A 19,032-nucleotide genomic window follows, 5' to 3' on the forward strand; every position below is an offset into this window, starting at 1 on the left:
TTGTACCTTGTTGAAAAATGGTACAATAGAGAATGATTTTAAGATAAAGGGTGTTCTACATGAAAAAAATCATTGTTGTAGGTGCTGGCATATTAGGAGCTTCTACTGCCTATCATCTCTCTAAAAAGAACGTTGAGGTAATTATTGTTGATCGAAAGGATAAGGGTCAAGCAACAGACGCGGCGGCCGGGATTGTCTGTCCATGGTTGTCACAGCGCCGAAATCAAGCCTGGTATCAACTCGCCAAGGCAGGTGCCCGTTTTTACCCAGAATTAATTGAAGACTTAAAAAAACATGGAGAAACAGAAACAGGTTACGCCAAAGTAGGCGCATTAAGTTTACATAAAGACAAGGAAAAATTAATCAAATTAAAAGAACGTGCCATAAAAAGAAAGCCTGATGCTCCAGAAATAGGAGATATCCTCGAGTTAAATAAAGAAGAAACACAAGCTAACTTCCCTCCCCTTGATGAGGAGTTTGAATCAGTTCAAGTAAGTGGAGCTGCACGTGTGGATGGACGTGCCCTTAGGGATGCATTGTTGCGTAGTGCTCAGCAAAATGGGGCTAAACTTGTGTACGGGGATGCTACCCTTTTATCGAACGAAAACAAGGTAATTGGAGTTATAGTTGGGAATAAAACCTTGCTAGCTGATAACGTGGTCATCTGTGCTGGGGCCTGGGCGAATCAATTGCTAAAGCCTTTAGGTATCCACTTTCAAGTTCGATTCCAAAAGGCACAAATTGTCCACCTAGAACTACCAGATACGAATACAAATGATTGGCCAGTCCTCATTCCTCCAGGTAAGCAATATTTACTAGCATTTGAAAACGGGCGTATCGTTGCTGGGGCAACTCATGAAGATATCGAGGAGTTTGATACAAGAATTACAGCTGGTGGCTTGCAGGAAGTCATTAACACGGCGATTGATATTGCTCCAGGCTTAAACGAAACCACGTTCTTGGAAGCAAGGACAGGGTTTCGGCCATTTACTCCAGGATTTCTCCCCGTCATTGGTCCACTACCTGAATGGGATGGAATTGTCATCGCAAATGGACTAGGAGCCTCTGGGTTAACAATGGGACCCTATATTGGTTCAGAACTTGCAAAGCTAGCAGTCGATGAGGAGATGGAAATGGATATCAACCTTTACTCTGTCGAAGGGGCATTGTCGGAATAAAAAGAAACAAAAAAGCAGCCAAAATTCAATCCTATCATGAATTTTGGCTGCGAAGTTTTTCTGAAGAATGAGGATTCGGGAAAATGACATGAAAAACCGAGCCTTTTCCTACGATGCTACTCACTTTAATTCTTCCTTTCATTGCTCGAATAATACTATAAGTAACCATCATTCCAAGGCCCGTTCCTTTCTTACCTTTCGTGGAATAATACGGCTCACCCAAGCGATTCAACTGTTCCTCGTTCATTCCATAGCCCGTATCTTTGATAATAATATGAACCTCTCTTGTTGATTTTACAGTTTCTACTGTCATAAACCCACCGCTAGGCATTGCCTCAAGTCCATTTTTCACAATATTGATAAATGCCTGTTGAAACTTTAGGCGGTCACCAGTGATTTTAATATTCCCACTATAAACTTGGTTAATTTCAACGGCATGCATGTTCGCAAGTGGCATAAGCACGCTAAAAACATGACTTAGTTCGTCTTGAACGTTGATTTCCTCTACCTGTTCAAGTGCCGGTCGAGCGAATGTAAGATAATCATCTATGACCTGTTCCGCACGATTTACTTCTTCCGTCGCAATTTTAAGAAACTCGTTCCTTTTCTCAACTGGGTAATCTTCTTCTCCAAGCAATTGTAGGAATCCCTTGACACTAGTAAGTGGGTTTCGAATTTCATGTGAAATTGAAGCACTTATGTTACTAACCGCTTCGATTTTTTCTGCTTTGACTAGTTGTTTCCGCATAAGTGAATTTTGGCGAATCAACTCCATCGTAGAAGATATGAATCCCGTAGCAATTGCTGGCACAACTAAAAAGCTGACCCAAGTCTCTGTTAACTGAATCGGTACTTGTTTCAACAGCACAATCATCATAAGGATAAGAGAACACATGAAAGAAAAGAGGACTGACACCCCTACCCGCTGATTAGCAGCTAGATTCATAAACCACTTACGAACCCAGCAAAAGAGAATAACCATAAACAAAAATACGAAGGTAGATACCCAAAACCCATAATTAATCCCGACTATGCCTCTTATGATAACCAAAATGATGAATAATGGAATAGAAAGACCTGCATATAAACTCCCGATAATAAAAGGAACTTGCCGGAGATCAAAATAAACCCCATTAGCGATTGTTGTAGAAAAGACGATACAAGCAATAAAACTCAAGCTATAAAATAATAAATTAATCCAGCGGATGGATTCTGATTGAACTTGTCTTTCTATCATCATTTGCAAGAAAAAGAGCAAAACCATCAAGATTGAAAAATTTAGTAGCAAGTTTTTTGTAAATTCCAAAGTCCCACTCTCCAAGTGCCGATACTAAACAGCCTGATTAAAAAACTAGATTCCAAATTACCTCAATAATTTTAACGGGCAAAAAGGCAAACATCAATACATTTTTATTACAATTTAAAGGACAAAAAAGACAGGAACCATCAAATGATAATTCCTGATTCTTTACGCATTTAGTTTTGCGTACCGCTCATTCTCTAAAAGAAGTTGTCGATGGGTCCCATTCATAATAAGCTTTCCATTATCCAGGAAAAGAATCCGATCATCTGGACTAATCCCAGCTAAGTGATGGGTAATAAACAGGATACTTTTTCCTCTAAGAACGTGGAACATGTTTTCTAGTAAGTCTCGTTCTGTGCGTGGGTCTAGACCAATGGTCGGTTCATCCAATATAACAATTGGATTGTTTTGTAATAAGATTCTCGCTAGAGCAATTCGTTGACGTTCACCGCCTGAGAATCTCATTCCTGATTCGTGTAATTGTGTACTAAAGCCTTGCGGCAAAGATTGGATATAATCATAGAGTTTCACTTGCTTCGCTGCCCAATAGACTTCCTCATCGGTAGCATTCAGATTTCCTAACCGAATATTATTCAAAATGGTTGTGTCAAATAAATGTGGGTTTTGATTTAGTACAGAGATAACCTTTGAACTATCTTTCGCAAAATGGCTTGCTGGGATGCCATTTAAGCTCACACTTCCACGATTTGGAATAAAGATTCCCAGTAGTAACTTGAGAATAGTCGATTTTCCTGATCCACTTGGACCGAGAAGAACCAATTTCTCTCCCTGATTGAGGGTAAAAGAAAGATCCTTTAATGCCATTTTTCCAGATTGATAGGTAAAAGTAACTTGTTTAAAGTCTAGCTTAACATTCTTTTCAGCAGCAATCCTTTCTATCTCTTTTGTGGAAGTGAACTCTTTAAGAGCTTGTATTTCAGATGGACGATTGTTGCCAAAACTTTCAAGTCGCTCTAATGAATTTTGATACCTCGGCAGCTGACTAACAGCGTCACTTAGTGGTAGAAAGACTTCTGTTATTGGAAAAATGATCAGCACAAAGGCCGCAATGAAAGTAACCGGTAATAATCCAAGTTCATGCTGCTCGGCAGCCCATATGATAATGATTAGTACGAGCCCCGCAACTACTAGCTGAGAAAGGACATTTCGAATTCGGTTAAAACTTCTTCGCTTTCTATCTGTTAAAATTAATTCTCTTTCTTTATGTTCATAGGCCTCAATAAACTGGAGCTGCCGACCACTGAACACCCAATCACTTATTCCCAAAACGGCATCCGTTAGTACTTGATATAGCGCTTTTTTTCCTTGTTTGTATAAGATAATTTTCCTTTTCGTTGCTACAAACGATAGCAGCGGAATTAAAACTACAATCACAAACAAATGGAGAGCCACCCATCCCGCCATTTCAAATGAAAAGAAACCTAAAGCAAGAATACTTAGCAAATATAAGCAAAAGCCAACTATATAAGGAAAAATTGTTTTTAAGTAAATATCCTGAAGATGTTCAATATCATCTGCTAGAACACCAAGCACATCTCCAGTTCGAAACTTTGACTCCATCACTAATACTTCTGGTTCAATCATCTTATACAATCGTAGCCGCATCTTAGACAAGATGTTTAGAATTACGTTATGTCCCATTAATCTTTCAATATACCTACTAACCGCTCTAAAAATACTAAGAGCTCGGACAGCGACTATTGGAACATAGACCATCAAAATCGTTTCTGGCTTTGTAGCCGATTTAGAAATCAAATATCCTGAAGTAAACATTAATAAGGTTGCAGACAGTACCGTTAGTAACCCCAGAAAAACAGTAATCATAATTAGTTTTTTATTTTCTTGAATATACGGATAGATCCATCCCTTCCCATTTTTCATAACGTCCGCCCACCTTGTATTTGTTGCAATTCATAATACTTCCCTCTTTTCTTCATCAACTCTTGATGATTTCCTTGTTCAACCACTCTCCCATCATGGAGAACGATTATCTCATCCATTTCTTTCATCCAGTGTAGTCGATGGGTCGCTAATACCACTAGTTTGTTGTTAAACAATGATAGCATTCTTTCTTTTATATCCATCTCTGTTTCAATATCTAAGTGTGCGGTTGGCTCATCTAGCAATAGAACCGGACGATCTTCTAGAAAGGCTCGAGCAAGTGCCACTCTTTGCGCTTGTCCCCCACTAAGTTCTCTACCAGATTCACCAATGTTCTCTTCCAAACCATCATTTAAATCCCATATTAATTCCGTTAAACCAGCCTGATCGGCTGCCCTTTTTACTTCAACCATCGAAGCATTCGGTTGATAGAAGCGAATATTATTTGCCAATGAATCGAAGAAGATATAAGGATGTTGTGGCAGATAAAGAATTTGTCGCTGCCATGCCCTATTTTTCAAGTGATGTACCTCTCGTCCATTGATTGCAATTGCTGGACAGTCTGATTGTAGAAAACCTCCAATTACGTCAATGAGCGTGGATTTTCCTGCGCCACTTTCGCCCACAATTCCGATTTTCTTTTTCCCTTTTATCCGTAAGCTGATATCCTTTAGAATTCGTCCTTCATTTTTATGATGAGAGACATTCAAATGATTGAATTGAAGCTCATCCTCGTTGGACCAATTAGATAGCTCCCATTCTTTTTCCTCTATTAATAATGGCTCTTCTAAGATACGCTTCATGCTTTTAGCTGCTTCTTGACCATTCAACGTTGCATGAAAATCACTTCCAAGTTCACGTACTGAAAGAAAATACTCGGGGGCGAGAATTAAAATAGTTAGTGCTGGACCGAGTAGCATTTCCCCCTCAATTAGTGCCAATCCTAAAAAAACGGCGACAATCGCTACCGAAAGCATCGTGAAAAAATCAAGGGCAAATGAAGAAAGGAATGCAACACGAAGAGTGCTCATCGTTTCTTTCTTGTATTGTTTGCTAACACCCGCAATGCTTTGTTCATGGCTTTTACTAAGACCTAAAAATTTCAGTGTTTCGAGTCCTCTTAAGGAATCAACATAATGGTTAGATAAAACACGATAAGACTTCCATTGTCGATCTGCTTTTGCCTTGGCAACTAGCCCTAGTAAAATCATAAACATAATTAGAATCGGCAATGAGGCAGCCAAAACAACGGATGATTTCACATCTAGACTCCATACATAAATCCAGATGATGATAGGCAAAACCAATACTGCCACTACTTTGGGTAGAAACAACTCTAAGTAATCTCTTACCTGTGAGACTCCTTCCATCACCAAGGTCACAAGTTCCCCTGTTCCCTGTTTCTTAGCAAAGCGTGGTCCGAGGGTAAACAGCTTTGTTAACATTTCTTTTCGCATAATGGATGTAGTTTTTTCTGCGTATTGATAAACGAGTTTATCCTTGAGCCAAACTAGTAGGTATCGGGATACAAAAGCAACGGTAAAGAACCCAAGTGACTCAACAAAAGTAGACTCTATTCCTAAATAAAAAAGGGAAGTGACCCCTTCTGCAAGATATTTTGCTTGGAGAAGGATGGCCACCCCTTGAAGGGCTGTGATAAAGAGTAAAACCACAATTAATGGCTTAATGCCGTTATAGTGTAATAGTTCCTTATTCATTAATAAATCATATCCTTACCATTTACGCGTTTTCTGAACACATAATAACTCCAAATCTGGTAGCCGATGACAAATGGCAATAAGGTTACCGCAACAATGGTCATTACCTTTAACGAGTAATCACCTGAAGCAGCCGAATAAACGGTTAAATCATTGGCGCTCGTAATGGAACTAATCATTACCCGTGGGAATAGAGCAACAAAAAGCAACCCAACTGTCATCATAATTCCTAAACCAGACATCGTGAAAGACAGGGCATCTCTCTTTTTCGCTAGTAGGATAATCACAGAGCTATAAGCTAAGACAATAAGGCCGATAAGTGGAATGGTAACCCCTGCTCTTACCGTAAATAGATTTGTTTCAAAATAGGAAAGTCCTACGAATAACACAAGTGAAGCCAACACAGCATAGATAAGCTTTTGTCCTTGCTTACTTGCTCGCTCTCGAAGTTCCCCAACTGTTTTAAGGGTGACAAACATTAGCCCATGCAGGTAGCACAAGAGCGTAACCGTAATACCTCCAATAACAGAGTATACATTCACATAATCTGTGAATCCTGCATAGATATTCATGTTCGCGTCAATTGGCATCCCTCTCAAGATACTTGTAAATAAAACCCCAAATAAGAATGGTGGTAGAACACTGCCAATGAAAATGACCCAGTCCCACGAATTCTTCCATTGTTGAGCTTTCTCTTTCCCTCTGAATTCAAAAGCTACCCCTCTCCCAATCAGAGCAAGTAAAACAAAGACAAGGGGAATATAGTACCCACTGAACATCGTTGCATACCAGTGTGGGAATGCGGCGAAAATGGCACCACCTGCTGTTAACAGCCACACTTCATTTGCGTCCCAGAAAGGGCCAATTGTATTTACCAGCATTCTTCTTTCTATATCATTCCTAGCCAGGGTCCGTGTTGCCATGCCTACCCCGAAATCAAATCCTTCTAAAAAGAAAAATCCAATGAATAATACGGCCACTAAAATAAACCAAAGCTCACTTAATTCCATCACCGGTAAGCCCCCTTATTAAATGGATCAATGGATACCTGAGGATCCTCTGCTGTGCTATAGACTACTCCTTTACGGATTTCCCTTAGGAACAGAAAAACGAGAACAATCGCAAGTATTGCATAAACCAAAGTGAAAGCAATTAAGGAAAACAGCAAAGCTTGGGTAGATACATTCGGTGATACTGCCGCAGAAGTCGTCATCAATCCGAATACGGTCCATGGTTGTCGGCCAATCTCAGTCATTACCCAACCGGCAGTATTTGCTACAAAAGGAAACGCAATGAGCCAAACCATCGTATGCAAATAAAACTTACTAGTTTCTAGTTTTTTCCGATAGGTTAAGAATAAGCCAACCGCAGACAGTAGGATCATTACCCCCCCTGCTCCCACCATGATTCGGAAACTCCAAAAAGTCGCGTTTACCGGCGGAATATAGTTTCCTTCCCCATAAGTAGCTTCATATTCTGCTTGAAGGGTATTCATGCCGCGTACATTTCCTCCAAATTTGCTATATGCTAAGAAACTTAGGGCATAAGGAAAATTTAATTCAAAAGTATTCCTTTGCGTCTCCTCATCAATAATCGCAAATGCAGACCAAGCTGCCGGATCTTCACTATCTTCCCAAAGTCCCTCGCTAGCAGCCATTTTCATTGGTTGAGATTCCATTAGATGCTGTGCTTGTGTGTGGCCAGATATTGAAATACCTAAGCCTGAAATAAGACCGATAATCAGTGCAATATTGAAAGACTTTTTGAAAATATCTACTTGGAGATTCTTCCTAATTTTAAATGCACTGACACCTGCGATAAAAAATGCACCAGTTGCTAGAGCTCCAAAAATAACGTGTGGGTATTCAACTAACAATTGCGGGTTCGTTAACAACGCAAAGAAATCGTTCATTTCCGCACGCCCGTTTTGAATAACAAAGCCCACTGGTTCTTGCATAAAAGAATTCGCGGCTAAAATCCACAACGCGGATAGCATGGTTCCAATCGCAACCAACCAAATACATGCTAAGTGAACCTTCGGTGAAAGTTTTTTCCAGCCAAAAATCCAGAGACCAATAAAAGTTGATTCCATAAAAAACGCTAATAGTGCTTCAATCGCTAGCGGTGCTCCAAATACGTCTCCAACAAAACGACTGTACTCCGACCAGTTCATACCAAACTGGAATTCTTGAATAATACCTGTAACAACCCCTACTGCAAAATTAATTAAAAATAAATGCCCCCAAAATTTCGCCATTTTTAAATAGACTTCCTGTTTTTTCACTACATAGAGGGTCTCCATCAAGGCAACAAGAAAAACAAGACCAATTGACATGGGGACAAATAAAAAGTGAAAAATCGTCGTTGTCCCAAATTGGAGCCTCGCTAATATTAATTCGCTCATCCCCCTACTCTCCTTTGCTTAAATTTTTTCTTTCTATCATTTATAAAACTTCTAAGCTTAATTCCCTTTCAGTTTAGCAACTATTTAAGAGGAATCTGTGAAGTTCTCTTATAAAATTTTGAAGACTTTACGAATTTTCAATTAAGAATTGATAGGGTGTGACATTGGTCCTTGCAAACACCTATTGGCCAGGGTTACGTCATAAAAACGTAAAAATTAACAACAAAAATACGGAGTGGTATGATATCGAAAGGGTTCAGTCACTCCCCAAAATCCACCAATGTAAATTAGATAAATTTCAACACAAGCGCACTTAAGATTGAATATGATAAATAATGCAAATACCCTAATGGGGTTATGATTCTCCCTATTACTGGACGTTAACCAAGTATATTGGAGCTGTGATATACGATGAAATTACCCGCAATTTTATCTGGTCCGATCTTAAGACGTGTTGAAAAACAACAAGTGTTTATTTGGATTGCTACAAGCCGTCCTTTTTCAATAGAAGCTCACCTTTATAAAATCAACGGAGGTTCAGGGAACGAAACCTTTCAGTACAACCTCATAAATACCCAAACAACCACAACTTCCATAAGACTTGGAAAAAGACTTCACATCAATTTAATAAAAGTTGAACCATTTGAAGGTTTATTTCCAACTGACACTCTATTAGGCTATAACCTTTTCTTTTTAGAAAAAGAAAAGGTTATAGATTTAGGGAGTCTCGGTTTATTAACTCCTGAAAATCCAGAATCACTCGTATATGGGGGATTAGAATACCCGAGTTTTTTCATCACTGGAAAGGAAAGCTCGATTCTTTATGGATCCTGTCGAAAACCACATGGAGATGGCGAAGATGCTTTAGCAGCCGGAGATGAAGCCATTTGGGAGACCTATCTTAATCTTGATAAAAGACCTGGCTCATTATTTTTAGTGGGAGATCAAATTTATGCCGATGATGTGCCTGACCCTATTGCCCCATATCTATTTGAGCTTGGAGAAAGGTTAGTCGGGAATAACGAACCCTATTTACCTACTCTTGATAAACGCTTAGAAAAGGAGCCTTATAAGTCGAATTTATATAAAGTTCATGGTAGGAAACCTATAATGGATGAGTTATGCCAATTCACATCCAGGAAAAGTGATAATCACCTTATTACTTTCGGTGAATATGCTGCCATGTATTTATTATCTTGGAATCCACAAATCTGGGAACTGTTTGAACAATCTTCATTTAACAAACTCATGCAAGATGATGATTATTATATTCAGTCTACCGTAACAGACGAAATTGACAGTATCGAGACCTATACGAAAGCTCGACAAGAATTAAAATTTAATGAACAAGAAAAGCAAATCCATAAATTCAGAAAGAATCTTCCAAAAGTCAGAAGATTGTTAGCTAATATTCCTACCTATATGATCTTCGATGACCATGACCTGACGGATGATTGGAATATCTCACATGACTGGAAAGAAGCGGTTAAAGGGTCCCCTCTTGGAAGGCATGTTATTGCCAACGGATTGGCCGCTTACTGGGCATTTCAAGGTTGGGGAAATTTTCCCGATCAATACAATCATCAATTTCTTTCAACAATGAAAAAGCAATTATCCTCCAGGAAATTCAATCGAAAAACGTATCATAAATGGATAAATCTTTTATGGGAGTTTAACTCTTGGTCCTTTACCGCTCCCACGACTCCTACAACAGTATTTCTCGATACGAGAACACAAAGAACCTTCCCTAATCCATCCAATCAACATTCAATTAGGGCAAAGATAAAAAAGACTATTGAAGGACCAGAGCTTGTAAGTAAGGAAGCATGGGTGCATGTAACAAATCAATTGAGGAAAAGTGGATGGAAACCAGGAAGTCCACTAGTCGTTGTCTCACCGGTACCTTTTTATGGAATCGATCTTATTGAGACGTTTCTGCTCCGGTTTATTGCACCTTTGAAACTAATCGGAATCCCTGTCAAAACGATTTTTGATATGGAAGCTTGGAAATATAACGGGCGCGGTTTCACCCAGTTTCTACGAACCATTGCTCACTGGGATCCAAGCACATGTATTATTTTATCAGGAGATGCTCACACCGCCTCTTCTGCCCTCTCCCATATTAAACAGGATAATGGCAAAGAAATGACACTTATTCAATTCACCAGCAGTCCACTAAACAATCCAACCTTTTCAGGATTGATAGGAGTCGTGCTAAAGAGTGCGGTATGGTTATTCAAGAAAAATACTCATTCATCGTCCATCTACCGAAGCTGCGATGCGAGTTATTCGCTTTTTCAAACATTATCCAGTTCCCCAGCTTCGAAAACCACATCCTTATGGTCCGAAGAGATTCGCTATCTCCCTATGGAGGACGGGGCTTTAATTAAAACGAAAAACAATCTAGGTTATTTGAGTTTCCATGATAAAAATAAATTAACGAATACTTTTATTGAAAACACTGACGCAAACTAGACTCCCCACATCCGCTCATTTTATGTTTTTTATCGAGTAAAAAAGTAGTAATAGCTTCCCTTCGCTCAAGAGATAATAATGTCGTTGAAGCGAAAGGGGGCTCTTTTTTTTATGAGATGGCAGAGGGAACTATTGAAAATTATGCAAAATAATAAAGACAAAAAGCTTGCATTGGTGATTGATACTTCAAGCAAGCAAACTGATCATGAGGTTGTTGAAAATGTCATTAAGTTTGTAGGGGAAATGAATCCTGAAGCGACATTGGTTCAAGCGGATTTTAAAATACGGAGCATCGATAAGATTAAAGAGGCCAAGGGAATCAAGTACTTTTCCCATGGTAAATCTTCCTATACCGAGGTTTTCGAGTGGGCAAATGAACAAGAAATTGAAACGGTTTTATACGTTACAGATGTAACTGGATTTTTATATGAAGAGCTAGAGGTTAAGCCTTATGTTTATTGGTTGATACCAGATCAGTATAAACCAAAAGTGCCATTTGGAAAGCTACTGAACGTCGTGTAAGCACGGGATTTATGAACATAAAAAAGTGCCTAACTTTTAATAGGTCAGGCACTTTCATTATTTTACACGCTTTGTTTCATGACTTCTGCGTATTCTTTTGAAGTTCTTACCTCTACTGTTAAGGTGCCATCTCCGTATACCGCGTTTAATAAAATTGGAACTCCAGTTGTATTTAGAAAGCGGAAATCCTTGCCACCGTAAGAAACGGTTGCATCTCTTCCTTCTGGAACATAGCCAACTGAAAGGGAGTGATGATGCCATTCTACATAATCAACCCCTATTTTATCTACGGCATTAAATAGGGTTGAAGACGTTTGACAAATTCCCCCGCCAATCCCCATGACCAATTTCTTATTTACAATTTCTTGTGCGGGCTGATACCCATGTTCAGCGTCACTAGGACCAACGGTATCGTTAAAGGAGAAATGGTCACCAACCCCAAGAATTACATTATCAATGGCCTTTGCGGAAAGCTCAATGTTTTTATTTCTTCCCACTACCCCTCTATTAAAATACGTTGTATAGGAGGCGACGACCACTTCATCTAATGTAGCAACATCCTCTTCCTTGTAGCCACTTTCAGTTACATAAACTGGTAGTTCAATATCCCCACCTTCTTCAGAAGCATTTAAAATGCTCTCCACTAACTCTGCTTCTTCAAGGACAACGGTTGGTTTACCTTTAATAATATTGCCATTCTCATCAATTCGATCAGGAATATTTCTTTGGTCATAACCTGGTTCCGAGTCTGTTCCCCTTGCTAACTCTTTCGCCCACTCTGCAACTTCTTTCTTATATTTTTCATCATCCGTCCCAAATCCTAGTACTTCGGGCACTATCGTTCTTAAGACTTTGTTTGTGTTAGGCTCTATCACATTCACATGGACCGGTACTGCTGCTGGTTCGTCGATTTGGACAATCTCGATGGGATTTTCTTCTTTTTCTTCCAGCTGTTCTGTCTCTTCCGGTTGCTGCTCTTCTTCTTTCACCGTTTCTGTCGCACAGCCTGTTAAACCTACTAAACTACAAATCAATAAAGCTGAAATTCCCCATGAATATTTCCCCATTTTTACCCCCATCCCGGATTTATATATAGTGAATACGTCCTTAGGATTAACCGGTATGCCCTAAGGAATTTATTTACATTCACTTATTTTATTTCGCATACCATCTAAGTATTCCTGCCTAGAAACCATTTTTTTGCAATTTTTTTACAAAATTATTGCAATTTTCGCTCTTATTATGAATAGATATTGTAGAATGGGTACAAAGACAATCAGGAACTAACCAAAGGATGTTTTACGAAAGGAGCGATTAGAATTGAATCATGTGTCAACCTTTAAAAGTGCCAACAAACTACTCACAGGGAAAGGTGCTACAGAGAAACTACTAGAAGAAACAATACGATTAGGAATGAACAACCCCTTGATTGTGACGGATGAAATCTTATTAAAAATTGGTGTTGTAGAAAAAGTAACCAAGCTTCTGAAGGATCATCACTATGGTCTTTATACCGGAGTAAAACCTGAGCCTGAAGTGTCCCTTGTATCAGAATGCAAAGAAGTGTTTTTATCTGGTCAACACGATGGGTTTATTGCCTTAGGTGGTGGAAGTGCGATTGATATTGCTAAAGCAGTATCAGCTTATGCTTCTTTTGACGGTGCGATTGACGAGTTGTTTGGAACAAACCTCGTTCCCGAAAAAGGAGCACCCATCATCGCGATTCCAACCACGGCTGGTACAGGGTCAGAAGTAACCAATATTAGCATCCTTTCCGATACAGAAGCGCAATTAAAAAAAGGCATCGTCAGTGATTATCTACTACCAGACGTGGCAATTGTGTCCCCAGAAATGACCCTTACGATGCCAAAATCCGTTACAGCAGCAAGTGGGATTGATGCACTCGTTCATGCCATCGAAGCCTATATTTCAATCAACGCATCCCCGATTACAGATGCTTTAGCGCTTGGAGCGATGAAAATGATTGCAAAGAATTTGCCAAAAGCCTATGCCAATCCTCATCATCTCGAAGCGAGAGAAAACATGGCAACAGCCAGTCTAATGGCGGGTATGGCATTCGGGAATGCCGGAGTTGGTGCTGTACATGCACTAGCCTATCCTCTTGGTGGTCGGTACCATATTCCGCACGGTGTCAGCAATGCCCTATTATTACCTTATGTGATGGAATGGAATCTTATTGCTTGCCCCGAAAGGTTCCGTGATATAGCCGAAGCTTTGGGGGAAAATACGTACGGACAGTCCGATACAGAAGCCGCAAATATAGCCCTTCAGGCGATGAAGAGATTATGCTTAGACGTCAACATTCCAAAAGGGTTAAGAAGTTTTAACATCCCGGAGGACGCTATCCGTGAAATGGCTGAAGATGCCGCCCAAATTACAAGACTGTTAAAAAATAACCCTAGAGTCTTGTCCACCGATGATATAGAGGAAATCTATCAGTCTGCTTATTAGATGACACTATGTTAAAATCTGTAGTAAGAAGTTCGTAAGGGAGGAATATCATTGCAAGAATATTTATTATACATTAATGGTCAGTGGAGAGGAAAAGAGCTTGATACCTTTGAAGTAACCAACCCGGCAACTTCAGAATGTATTGCCTCTGTACCAAACGGGGGTGCAGTTGAGGCAGAGCTAGCAACTGATGCAGCCTATGAAGCCTTCAAATCTTGGTCAGCTTATACGGCCTATGAACGCTCAGAAATTATTTGGAAATGGAATCGATTGATTGAAGAGAATAAAGAAGAGTTAGCTAGAACGATGACCATGGAACAAGGCAAGCCTTTTAAAGAAGCATTAGGTGAAATTGCCTATGCGAATGGCTTTGTTGCCTGGTATGCCGAGGAAGGCAAGCGTATCTACGGCGAAACCATTCCGGCATCTGCTAAAAATAAACGATTGTTTGTACAGAAACAGCCTGTTGGAGTCGTTGCTGCGATCACCCCATGGAATTTTCCAGCAGCGATGATTACTAGGAAAATAGCTCCTGCATTAGCTGCTGGATGTACGGTGGTCGTCAAGCCTGCTGAACAGACCCCACTAACCGCGCTTAAATTAGTTGAGTTAGCACAACAAGCAGGATTCCCTAACGGAGTGATCAATGTTGTAACCGGTGATGCTCAAGCCATTGGACAATCCTGGTTAGAAGACAAACGGGTTCGGAAATTGACTTTTACAGGGTCAACTGAAGTCGGAAAACTCTTAATGAGAGGCGCTGCAGATACCGTTAAAAAAGTCTCTCTCGAACTCGGTGGTCATGCACCTGTTATTGTGATGGAGGATGCCGACCTTGAGAAAGCAGTAAATGGTGTCATTGCTTCCAAATTTAGAAACGCCGGTCAAACATGCGTTTGCTCAAACCGTATTTATGTCCACGAATCGATTGAACAAGCGTTTACAACAAAACTGGTTGAACAAACGCAACAATTACAAGTTGGGAATGGTTTAGAAGAAGGGATTGACCTTGGTCCATTAATTGATACGGCAGCTATTTCTAAGGTTGCGCTACAAATAGAGGATGCTGTTAAAAAAGGAGCAACGGTGCAAATAGGCGGTAAAGTAATTGAGAATCTTTATTTTGAACCAACGATTTTAACAAATGTGGAAGATCATATGATGTGTATGATGGAAGAAACATTTGGACCTGTTGCACCAGTAACAACTTTTAGAACAGAAGAAGAAGCCATTTCTCGCGCCAATGATTCAGATTATGGGCTTGCTGCTTATGTATTTACAGAGAATATTACCCGTGGCATCCGGATAAGTGAAGCGTTAGAATATGGAATCGTTGGTCTTAACGATGGTCTCCCTTCTGTGCCACAAAGTCCCTTTGGAGGCTTTAAGCAAAGTGGTCTAGGCAGAGAAGGTGGGCATCACGGGATAGAAGAGTTTTTAGAGGTGAAGTACATTTCACTTGGCCTATAATAGGAAAGAGTCGAAGCAACGAAAAGCTTTGACTCTTTTTTTATGTGACTTATGGGGCATTCTTTATTCTTTCACTAGAGGAACAAACCTTATTTCTTCCTGTTCTTTTCGCTTCATATAATCCTACATCTGCTTGTTTTAAGAGTAGTTCAGGAGTGTCCACGGTTTCTAGGTAAGTTGCAACCCCAATCGAAATGGTAACCATGATTTTTGTTCCATCTGTAAGGGTGAAGGTGTTTTTTTCAACTGCTAGTCGTATCTTTTCTGCAATGTTCAATGCTAGAATATGATTACAACGCGGCAACAATACTGTAAACTCTTCCCCACCATTCCGTGAAACAATATCGATAGGCCGAAGCATTGTTTTAATTAACAACTCTCCTAACTGTTTTAGTATATCATCTCCTGCTGCATGACCATAGGTATCATTTACCTTTTTAAAGTAGTCAATATCAATCATTAAGAGACTTAGCTTCTCACTTTTTCTTTTAGCTTGTTCAAGCTTTGAATTAAACAAGAAATCAAATTGGCGTACATTGTTTAACCCTGTAAGAAAGTCCGTATTCGATAGGTGCGTCATCTCCAAGTAAGCCTTATTCATTTGGTCAATAAAATTCGCAAAAATAAAGACTAGCATCCCCAAGAAAATTGAAATGCCCAAATACGTTAGCATGACCGATATTGTATGGTTAGCAGTACCTAATAGAAGAAGATACATGAAAGTAAGGATAGAAATACTGAACAGAACCATATAGATCCATTTTTTTATTAACTTGATTTTTAGGTTGGATATGAACGCAGAAAAAATAGCTATTAACAAATAGGTAGTTACGATAATGATTAGGGTTTCAAACGTCCCTTCAATAAACAGGATACGGTTGAAACAAATAATTATCGCAGATACCATAGCTGAAATGCCACCACCATATAAGGCAGCAATAAGGATTGCCATATATTTAAAATCCAAAATCACTTCTGGTGCTAATTGGATACTGAACAACATCAATAATGAACCAAGCACTCCACTCAACAACCCAAATAACAGCTTTTGAGTAATGGTATCAATATATGGGTATCTTTTAAAAATGATCCCCCCAGAAAATAGAAATGTCATGACAATACAAACATGAATAAATAATTCTTTTAACATATGATATCCACCTATTAAGGAAAAATAGAATACAAGTAAATATTTATTATATAAGGATAGGACCTTCTTTGGAATCCTCCAATAAAAAAATATTCCCGTTACTGGTTACATTATGTCGGGATTGTGAACATACCACCTCTACACTCTACGTAAACTTAATAAGCCAGACCACTGAAGGACCTGGCTTGTTAGCAGTAGTGTAGCTTATTTATCTCGATAGATTACGCCGAATGGGTCTCTGCTAGTAGTTGCCTATTATAATGACGGTCTACTAAAAATCCATAAATTGATGCTAAAACTTGTTGAAATAACATCCCAATGACAACTGGTACAGCTACTGCAGCTGGGAAGTACGAAACCGCCAATACTGCTCCTGCACTAATATTTCTCATACCACCGGTAAAGGTTAAAGCTACAACGGTATCACGATCGCCCTTAAACAACTTACCAATCCCAAACGAAAATAAATATCCTGTAAAGGCAATAAAAAAGACGGTGACCGTAATCATCAACAGTTTACTATCAATTTCACGTAAATAAGGAGCAACCGCTGACCCATTAATCATAACAACAACCCCTAATCCTAGCTTTGAAAATGGTGCTAGCTTAGGGCTTAATTTTTGTTTGGCTTTCCCCTCTGTCATTTGATTCACCAACATCCCGAGAATAGACGGAAGAACAACCATTAAAAATAGTCCACTCATCATACTGTAGACGTCCATATCTACTCTTCCCCCTACCAAAATTGTCAATGTAAATGGAACGAGAAACGGAGAGAGGAAAGTATCTAGTAGAATAATAGATAAAGTTAACGGGATATTGCCACGGTAAATTGTCACCCAAATCATACTAGATATCCCTGTAGGGATCGCCATACCGAGAACCAGTCCTGTAATTGTTTCAACATCCCCGTTAAAGGCAAAATGACCGACGCTCCATGCCCAAACAGGCATTAAGATATGGAGGATAATAAGTATAATAAATAATGGCAGTGGATGCTTTAACGTTTCTTTAAACGAAGAAAAACTAGAGCCTAAACTTCCGGCAAACGTAATAAAAGCAAAAACCCATGGGATTAATTGGGTAAGGTTAATAAAAAAGTTCGCAAAGAGAACTCCTATAATAACACTAACAGGAGTGATGAGCGGCATTAACTTTTCTAGTCGCTTATTAAACTTATACAACAATATTCTATCACTCCTTAATAAAACAAATAGATTAACAATAAGACCATTCTATTAATATACATTATTTTCACGTATCATCGCTATGTAAATATGTGAAAAGACTTACCCAATAATTTCATCTTGAACTTTTTAATAAAAAGAGAGGTTTCCACATCTCCAAACTACTCGTGTTCAATATCAGTCCCTCGTGATGAGCGATATATGTTTTTCCTCGCTAAAGGAGATGTTGAAGAGAATGATTTCACTTAGAATTCATTCTCTTTTTTATTGTAAAACTTAAGAACCTTCCTCAACGATTTTAGCAAACTCATTAAGAGTTGTTGAATACTTGATATAAAGTCTTGGTAAAAGATATAGTTCCTTCTCTTGCCCCTTTTCAATATATTTTGCAGGAGTCGTCGTTAGCCCGAACGAATAATATTTCTTCGTTTCACTGACAACCTTGTCATTGAAATTTCCATATGGATAAGAAAGAGCGATAACAGGTTTGCCCGTTATTTGAAAAATTTTTTCCTTTGAATTTTTTAGTTCGTAAACATAGTCAGTAATTTGCGTTAAATCTGGATGTGTTGCCGTATGAGATTGGATAGAGAAAAAACCTGAATTTACCATTGCTCGCATATCCTCGTTTGACAAACGGTTCGGACGATTAACGAAATCAGATATGACAAAAATTGTCCCGACAGGCTTAAAGCTATTCGTTTGTATTTTTTCAAAGATCCTTAATGCATTAAGATTGTTTTTATAGCCATCATCAAATGTTATAAAAATCGGTTTAGGTACTTGATGAATCTTATCCCAATTCTCAAACGTTAATGGTGTAAACCCATTTTTTCGCAGATAGTTCATTTGCTCCTCGAAATTTTTTGGAGTTACAAATAATTCTTTTGATCCCTGGCCAGTATATTCGGCAATGGAATGATAAACTAAGATTGGTAGTTCTTGTTGAGCAAAAATTGAAGTGGGAGAAAAAAAGAAAAGAATACAAGTAATGATTAGAATAGCCTGTTTCATCGTTACCTCTCACTTTACTTATTGGATTGGCGATTGTTGTTCTTTTTTCCTATATGACTTATAATGTACAACTTGTAAGGATATATGTTACTTGATTGTGATTTTACAAAAACGGTTGTTGTGAATAAGTTCTGAACATAGAAAGTATATATAATTTAATATGAAGGTAAACAAAAAAACAGCTGAAAATGTCAGCTGTTTTTTTCGCCTGGCAACGTCCTACTCTCACAGGGGGAA

At 39.0% G+C, this 19,032-nt stretch carries 14 protein-coding genes; 5 read left to right on the plus strand and 9 right to left on the minus strand.

Annotated features, from left to right (window positions below; genetic code table 11):
• Window positions 1–59: 59 nt before the first annotated feature.
• Entirely contained in the window at window positions 60–1,178 is a 1,119-nt protein-coding gene (locus H0185_RS02250) for an NAD(P)/FAD-dependent oxidoreductase (RefSeq protein WP_221870774.1), read from the plus strand.
• A 34-nt stretch (window positions 1,179–1,212) separates the two neighbouring features.
• Here H0185_RS02250 and H0185_RS02255 read toward each other — a convergent pair whose 3' ends face one another.
• From H0185_RS02255 to H0185_RS02275, 5 genes are all read right to left on the minus strand, one after another.
• The gene (locus H0185_RS02255) at window positions 1,213–2,484 is read right to left on the minus strand and encodes an ATP-binding protein (protein ID WP_221870776.1); all 1,272 of its coding nucleotides are present in this window, start codon (window positions 2,482–2,484) and stop codon (window positions 1,213–1,215) included.
• A gap of 162 nt (window positions 2,485–2,646) precedes the next feature.
• The gene (gene cydC, locus H0185_RS02260; RefSeq protein ID WP_221870778.1) at window positions 2,647–4,383 is read right to left on the minus strand and encodes a thiol reductant ABC exporter subunit CydC; all 1,737 of its coding nucleotides are present in this window, start codon (window positions 4,381–4,383) and stop codon (window positions 2,647–2,649) included.
• Window positions 4,380–6,101, minus strand: a complete 1,722-nt coding sequence (gene cydD / locus H0185_RS02265) for a thiol reductant ABC exporter subunit CydD (RefSeq protein ID WP_221870780.1) — start codon at window positions 6,099–6,101, stop codon at window positions 4,380–4,382. The genes cydC and cydD overlap by 4 nt, the downstream gene beginning before the upstream one ends.
• Window positions 6,101–7,111, minus strand: a complete 1,011-nt coding sequence (gene cydB / locus H0185_RS02270) for a cytochrome d ubiquinol oxidase subunit II (RefSeq protein ID WP_221870829.1) — start codon at window positions 7,109–7,111, stop codon at window positions 6,101–6,103. Before cydB ends, cydD begins: the two co-directional genes overlap by 1 nt.
• Window positions 7,111–8,505 carry a cytochrome ubiquinol oxidase subunit I gene (locus H0185_RS02275; RefSeq protein WP_221870782.1) on the minus strand — a complete coding sequence of 465 codons (1,395 nt, stop codon included), beginning with the start codon at window positions 8,503–8,505 and terminating at the stop codon, window positions 7,111–7,113. Before H0185_RS02275 ends, cydB begins: the two co-directional genes overlap by 1 nt.
• 411 nt (window positions 8,506–8,916) lie before the next feature.
• On the opposite strand from H0185_RS02275, the gene H0185_RS02280 reads away from it, so the two are divergent.
• Both H0185_RS02280 and H0185_RS02285 read left to right on the plus strand, forming a co-directional pair.
• A complete protein-coding gene (locus H0185_RS02280) occupies window positions 8,917–10,980 on the plus strand; it encodes a metallophosphoesterase family protein (RefSeq protein ID WP_221870784.1) in 2,064 nt (687 codons plus the stop codon).
• A 111-nt stretch (window positions 10,981–11,091) separates the two neighbouring features.
• Entirely contained in the window at window positions 11,092–11,502 is a 411-nt protein-coding gene (locus H0185_RS02285; RefSeq protein ID WP_221870786.1) for a VWA-like domain-containing protein, read from the plus strand.
• Between the two features lie 62 nt (window positions 11,503–11,564).
• Here the strand turns inward: H0185_RS02285 and H0185_RS02290 are convergent, their stop codons facing one another.
• Complete coding sequence (locus H0185_RS02290; protein ID WP_221870788.1) at window positions 11,565–12,569, minus strand: VanW family protein; 1,005 nt, start codon at window positions 12,567–12,569, stop codon at window positions 11,565–11,567.
• A 253-nt stretch (window positions 12,570–12,822) separates the two neighbouring features.
• Between H0185_RS02290 and H0185_RS02295 the strand changes: the two genes are divergently transcribed.
• Window positions 12,823–13,974: an iron-containing alcohol dehydrogenase gene (locus H0185_RS02295; RefSeq protein ID WP_221870790.1), complete on the plus strand. Its 1,152-nt coding sequence runs from the start codon at window positions 12,823–12,825 to the stop codon at window positions 13,972–13,974.
• A gap of 51 nt (window positions 13,975–14,025) precedes the next feature.
• Window positions 14,026–15,444, plus strand: coding sequence for an NAD-dependent succinate-semialdehyde dehydrogenase (locus tag H0185_RS02300; RefSeq protein WP_221870792.1), 1,419 nt, complete (start codon window positions 14,026–14,028; stop codon window positions 15,442–15,444).
• A 49-nt stretch (window positions 15,445–15,493) separates the two neighbouring features.
• Here the strand turns inward: H0185_RS02300 and H0185_RS02305 are convergent, their stop codons facing one another.
• The 3 genes from H0185_RS02305 to H0185_RS02315 form a co-directional block, all read right to left on the minus strand.
• A complete protein-coding gene (locus H0185_RS02305; RefSeq protein WP_221870794.1) occupies window positions 15,494–16,594 on the minus strand; it encodes a GGDEF domain-containing protein in 1,101 nt (366 codons plus the stop codon).
• Window positions 16,595–16,815: 221 nt separating this feature from the next.
• Entirely contained in the window at window positions 16,816–17,781 is a 966-nt protein-coding gene (locus H0185_RS02310; RefSeq protein ID WP_221870796.1) for a bile acid:sodium symporter family protein, read from the minus strand.
• Between the two features lie 276 nt (window positions 17,782–18,057).
• The gene (locus tag H0185_RS02315; RefSeq protein ID WP_221870798.1) at window positions 18,058–18,795 is read right to left on the minus strand and encodes a polysaccharide deacetylase family protein; all 738 of its coding nucleotides are present in this window, start codon (window positions 18,793–18,795) and stop codon (window positions 18,058–18,060) included.
• Window positions 18,796–19,032: the final 237 nt, after the last annotated feature.

The organism is Mesobacillus maritimus (assembly GCF_019749255.1).
GTDB classification, from domain to species: Bacteria; Bacillota; Bacilli; order Bacillales; family Cytobacillaceae; genus Mesobacillus_B; species Mesobacillus_B maritimus_A.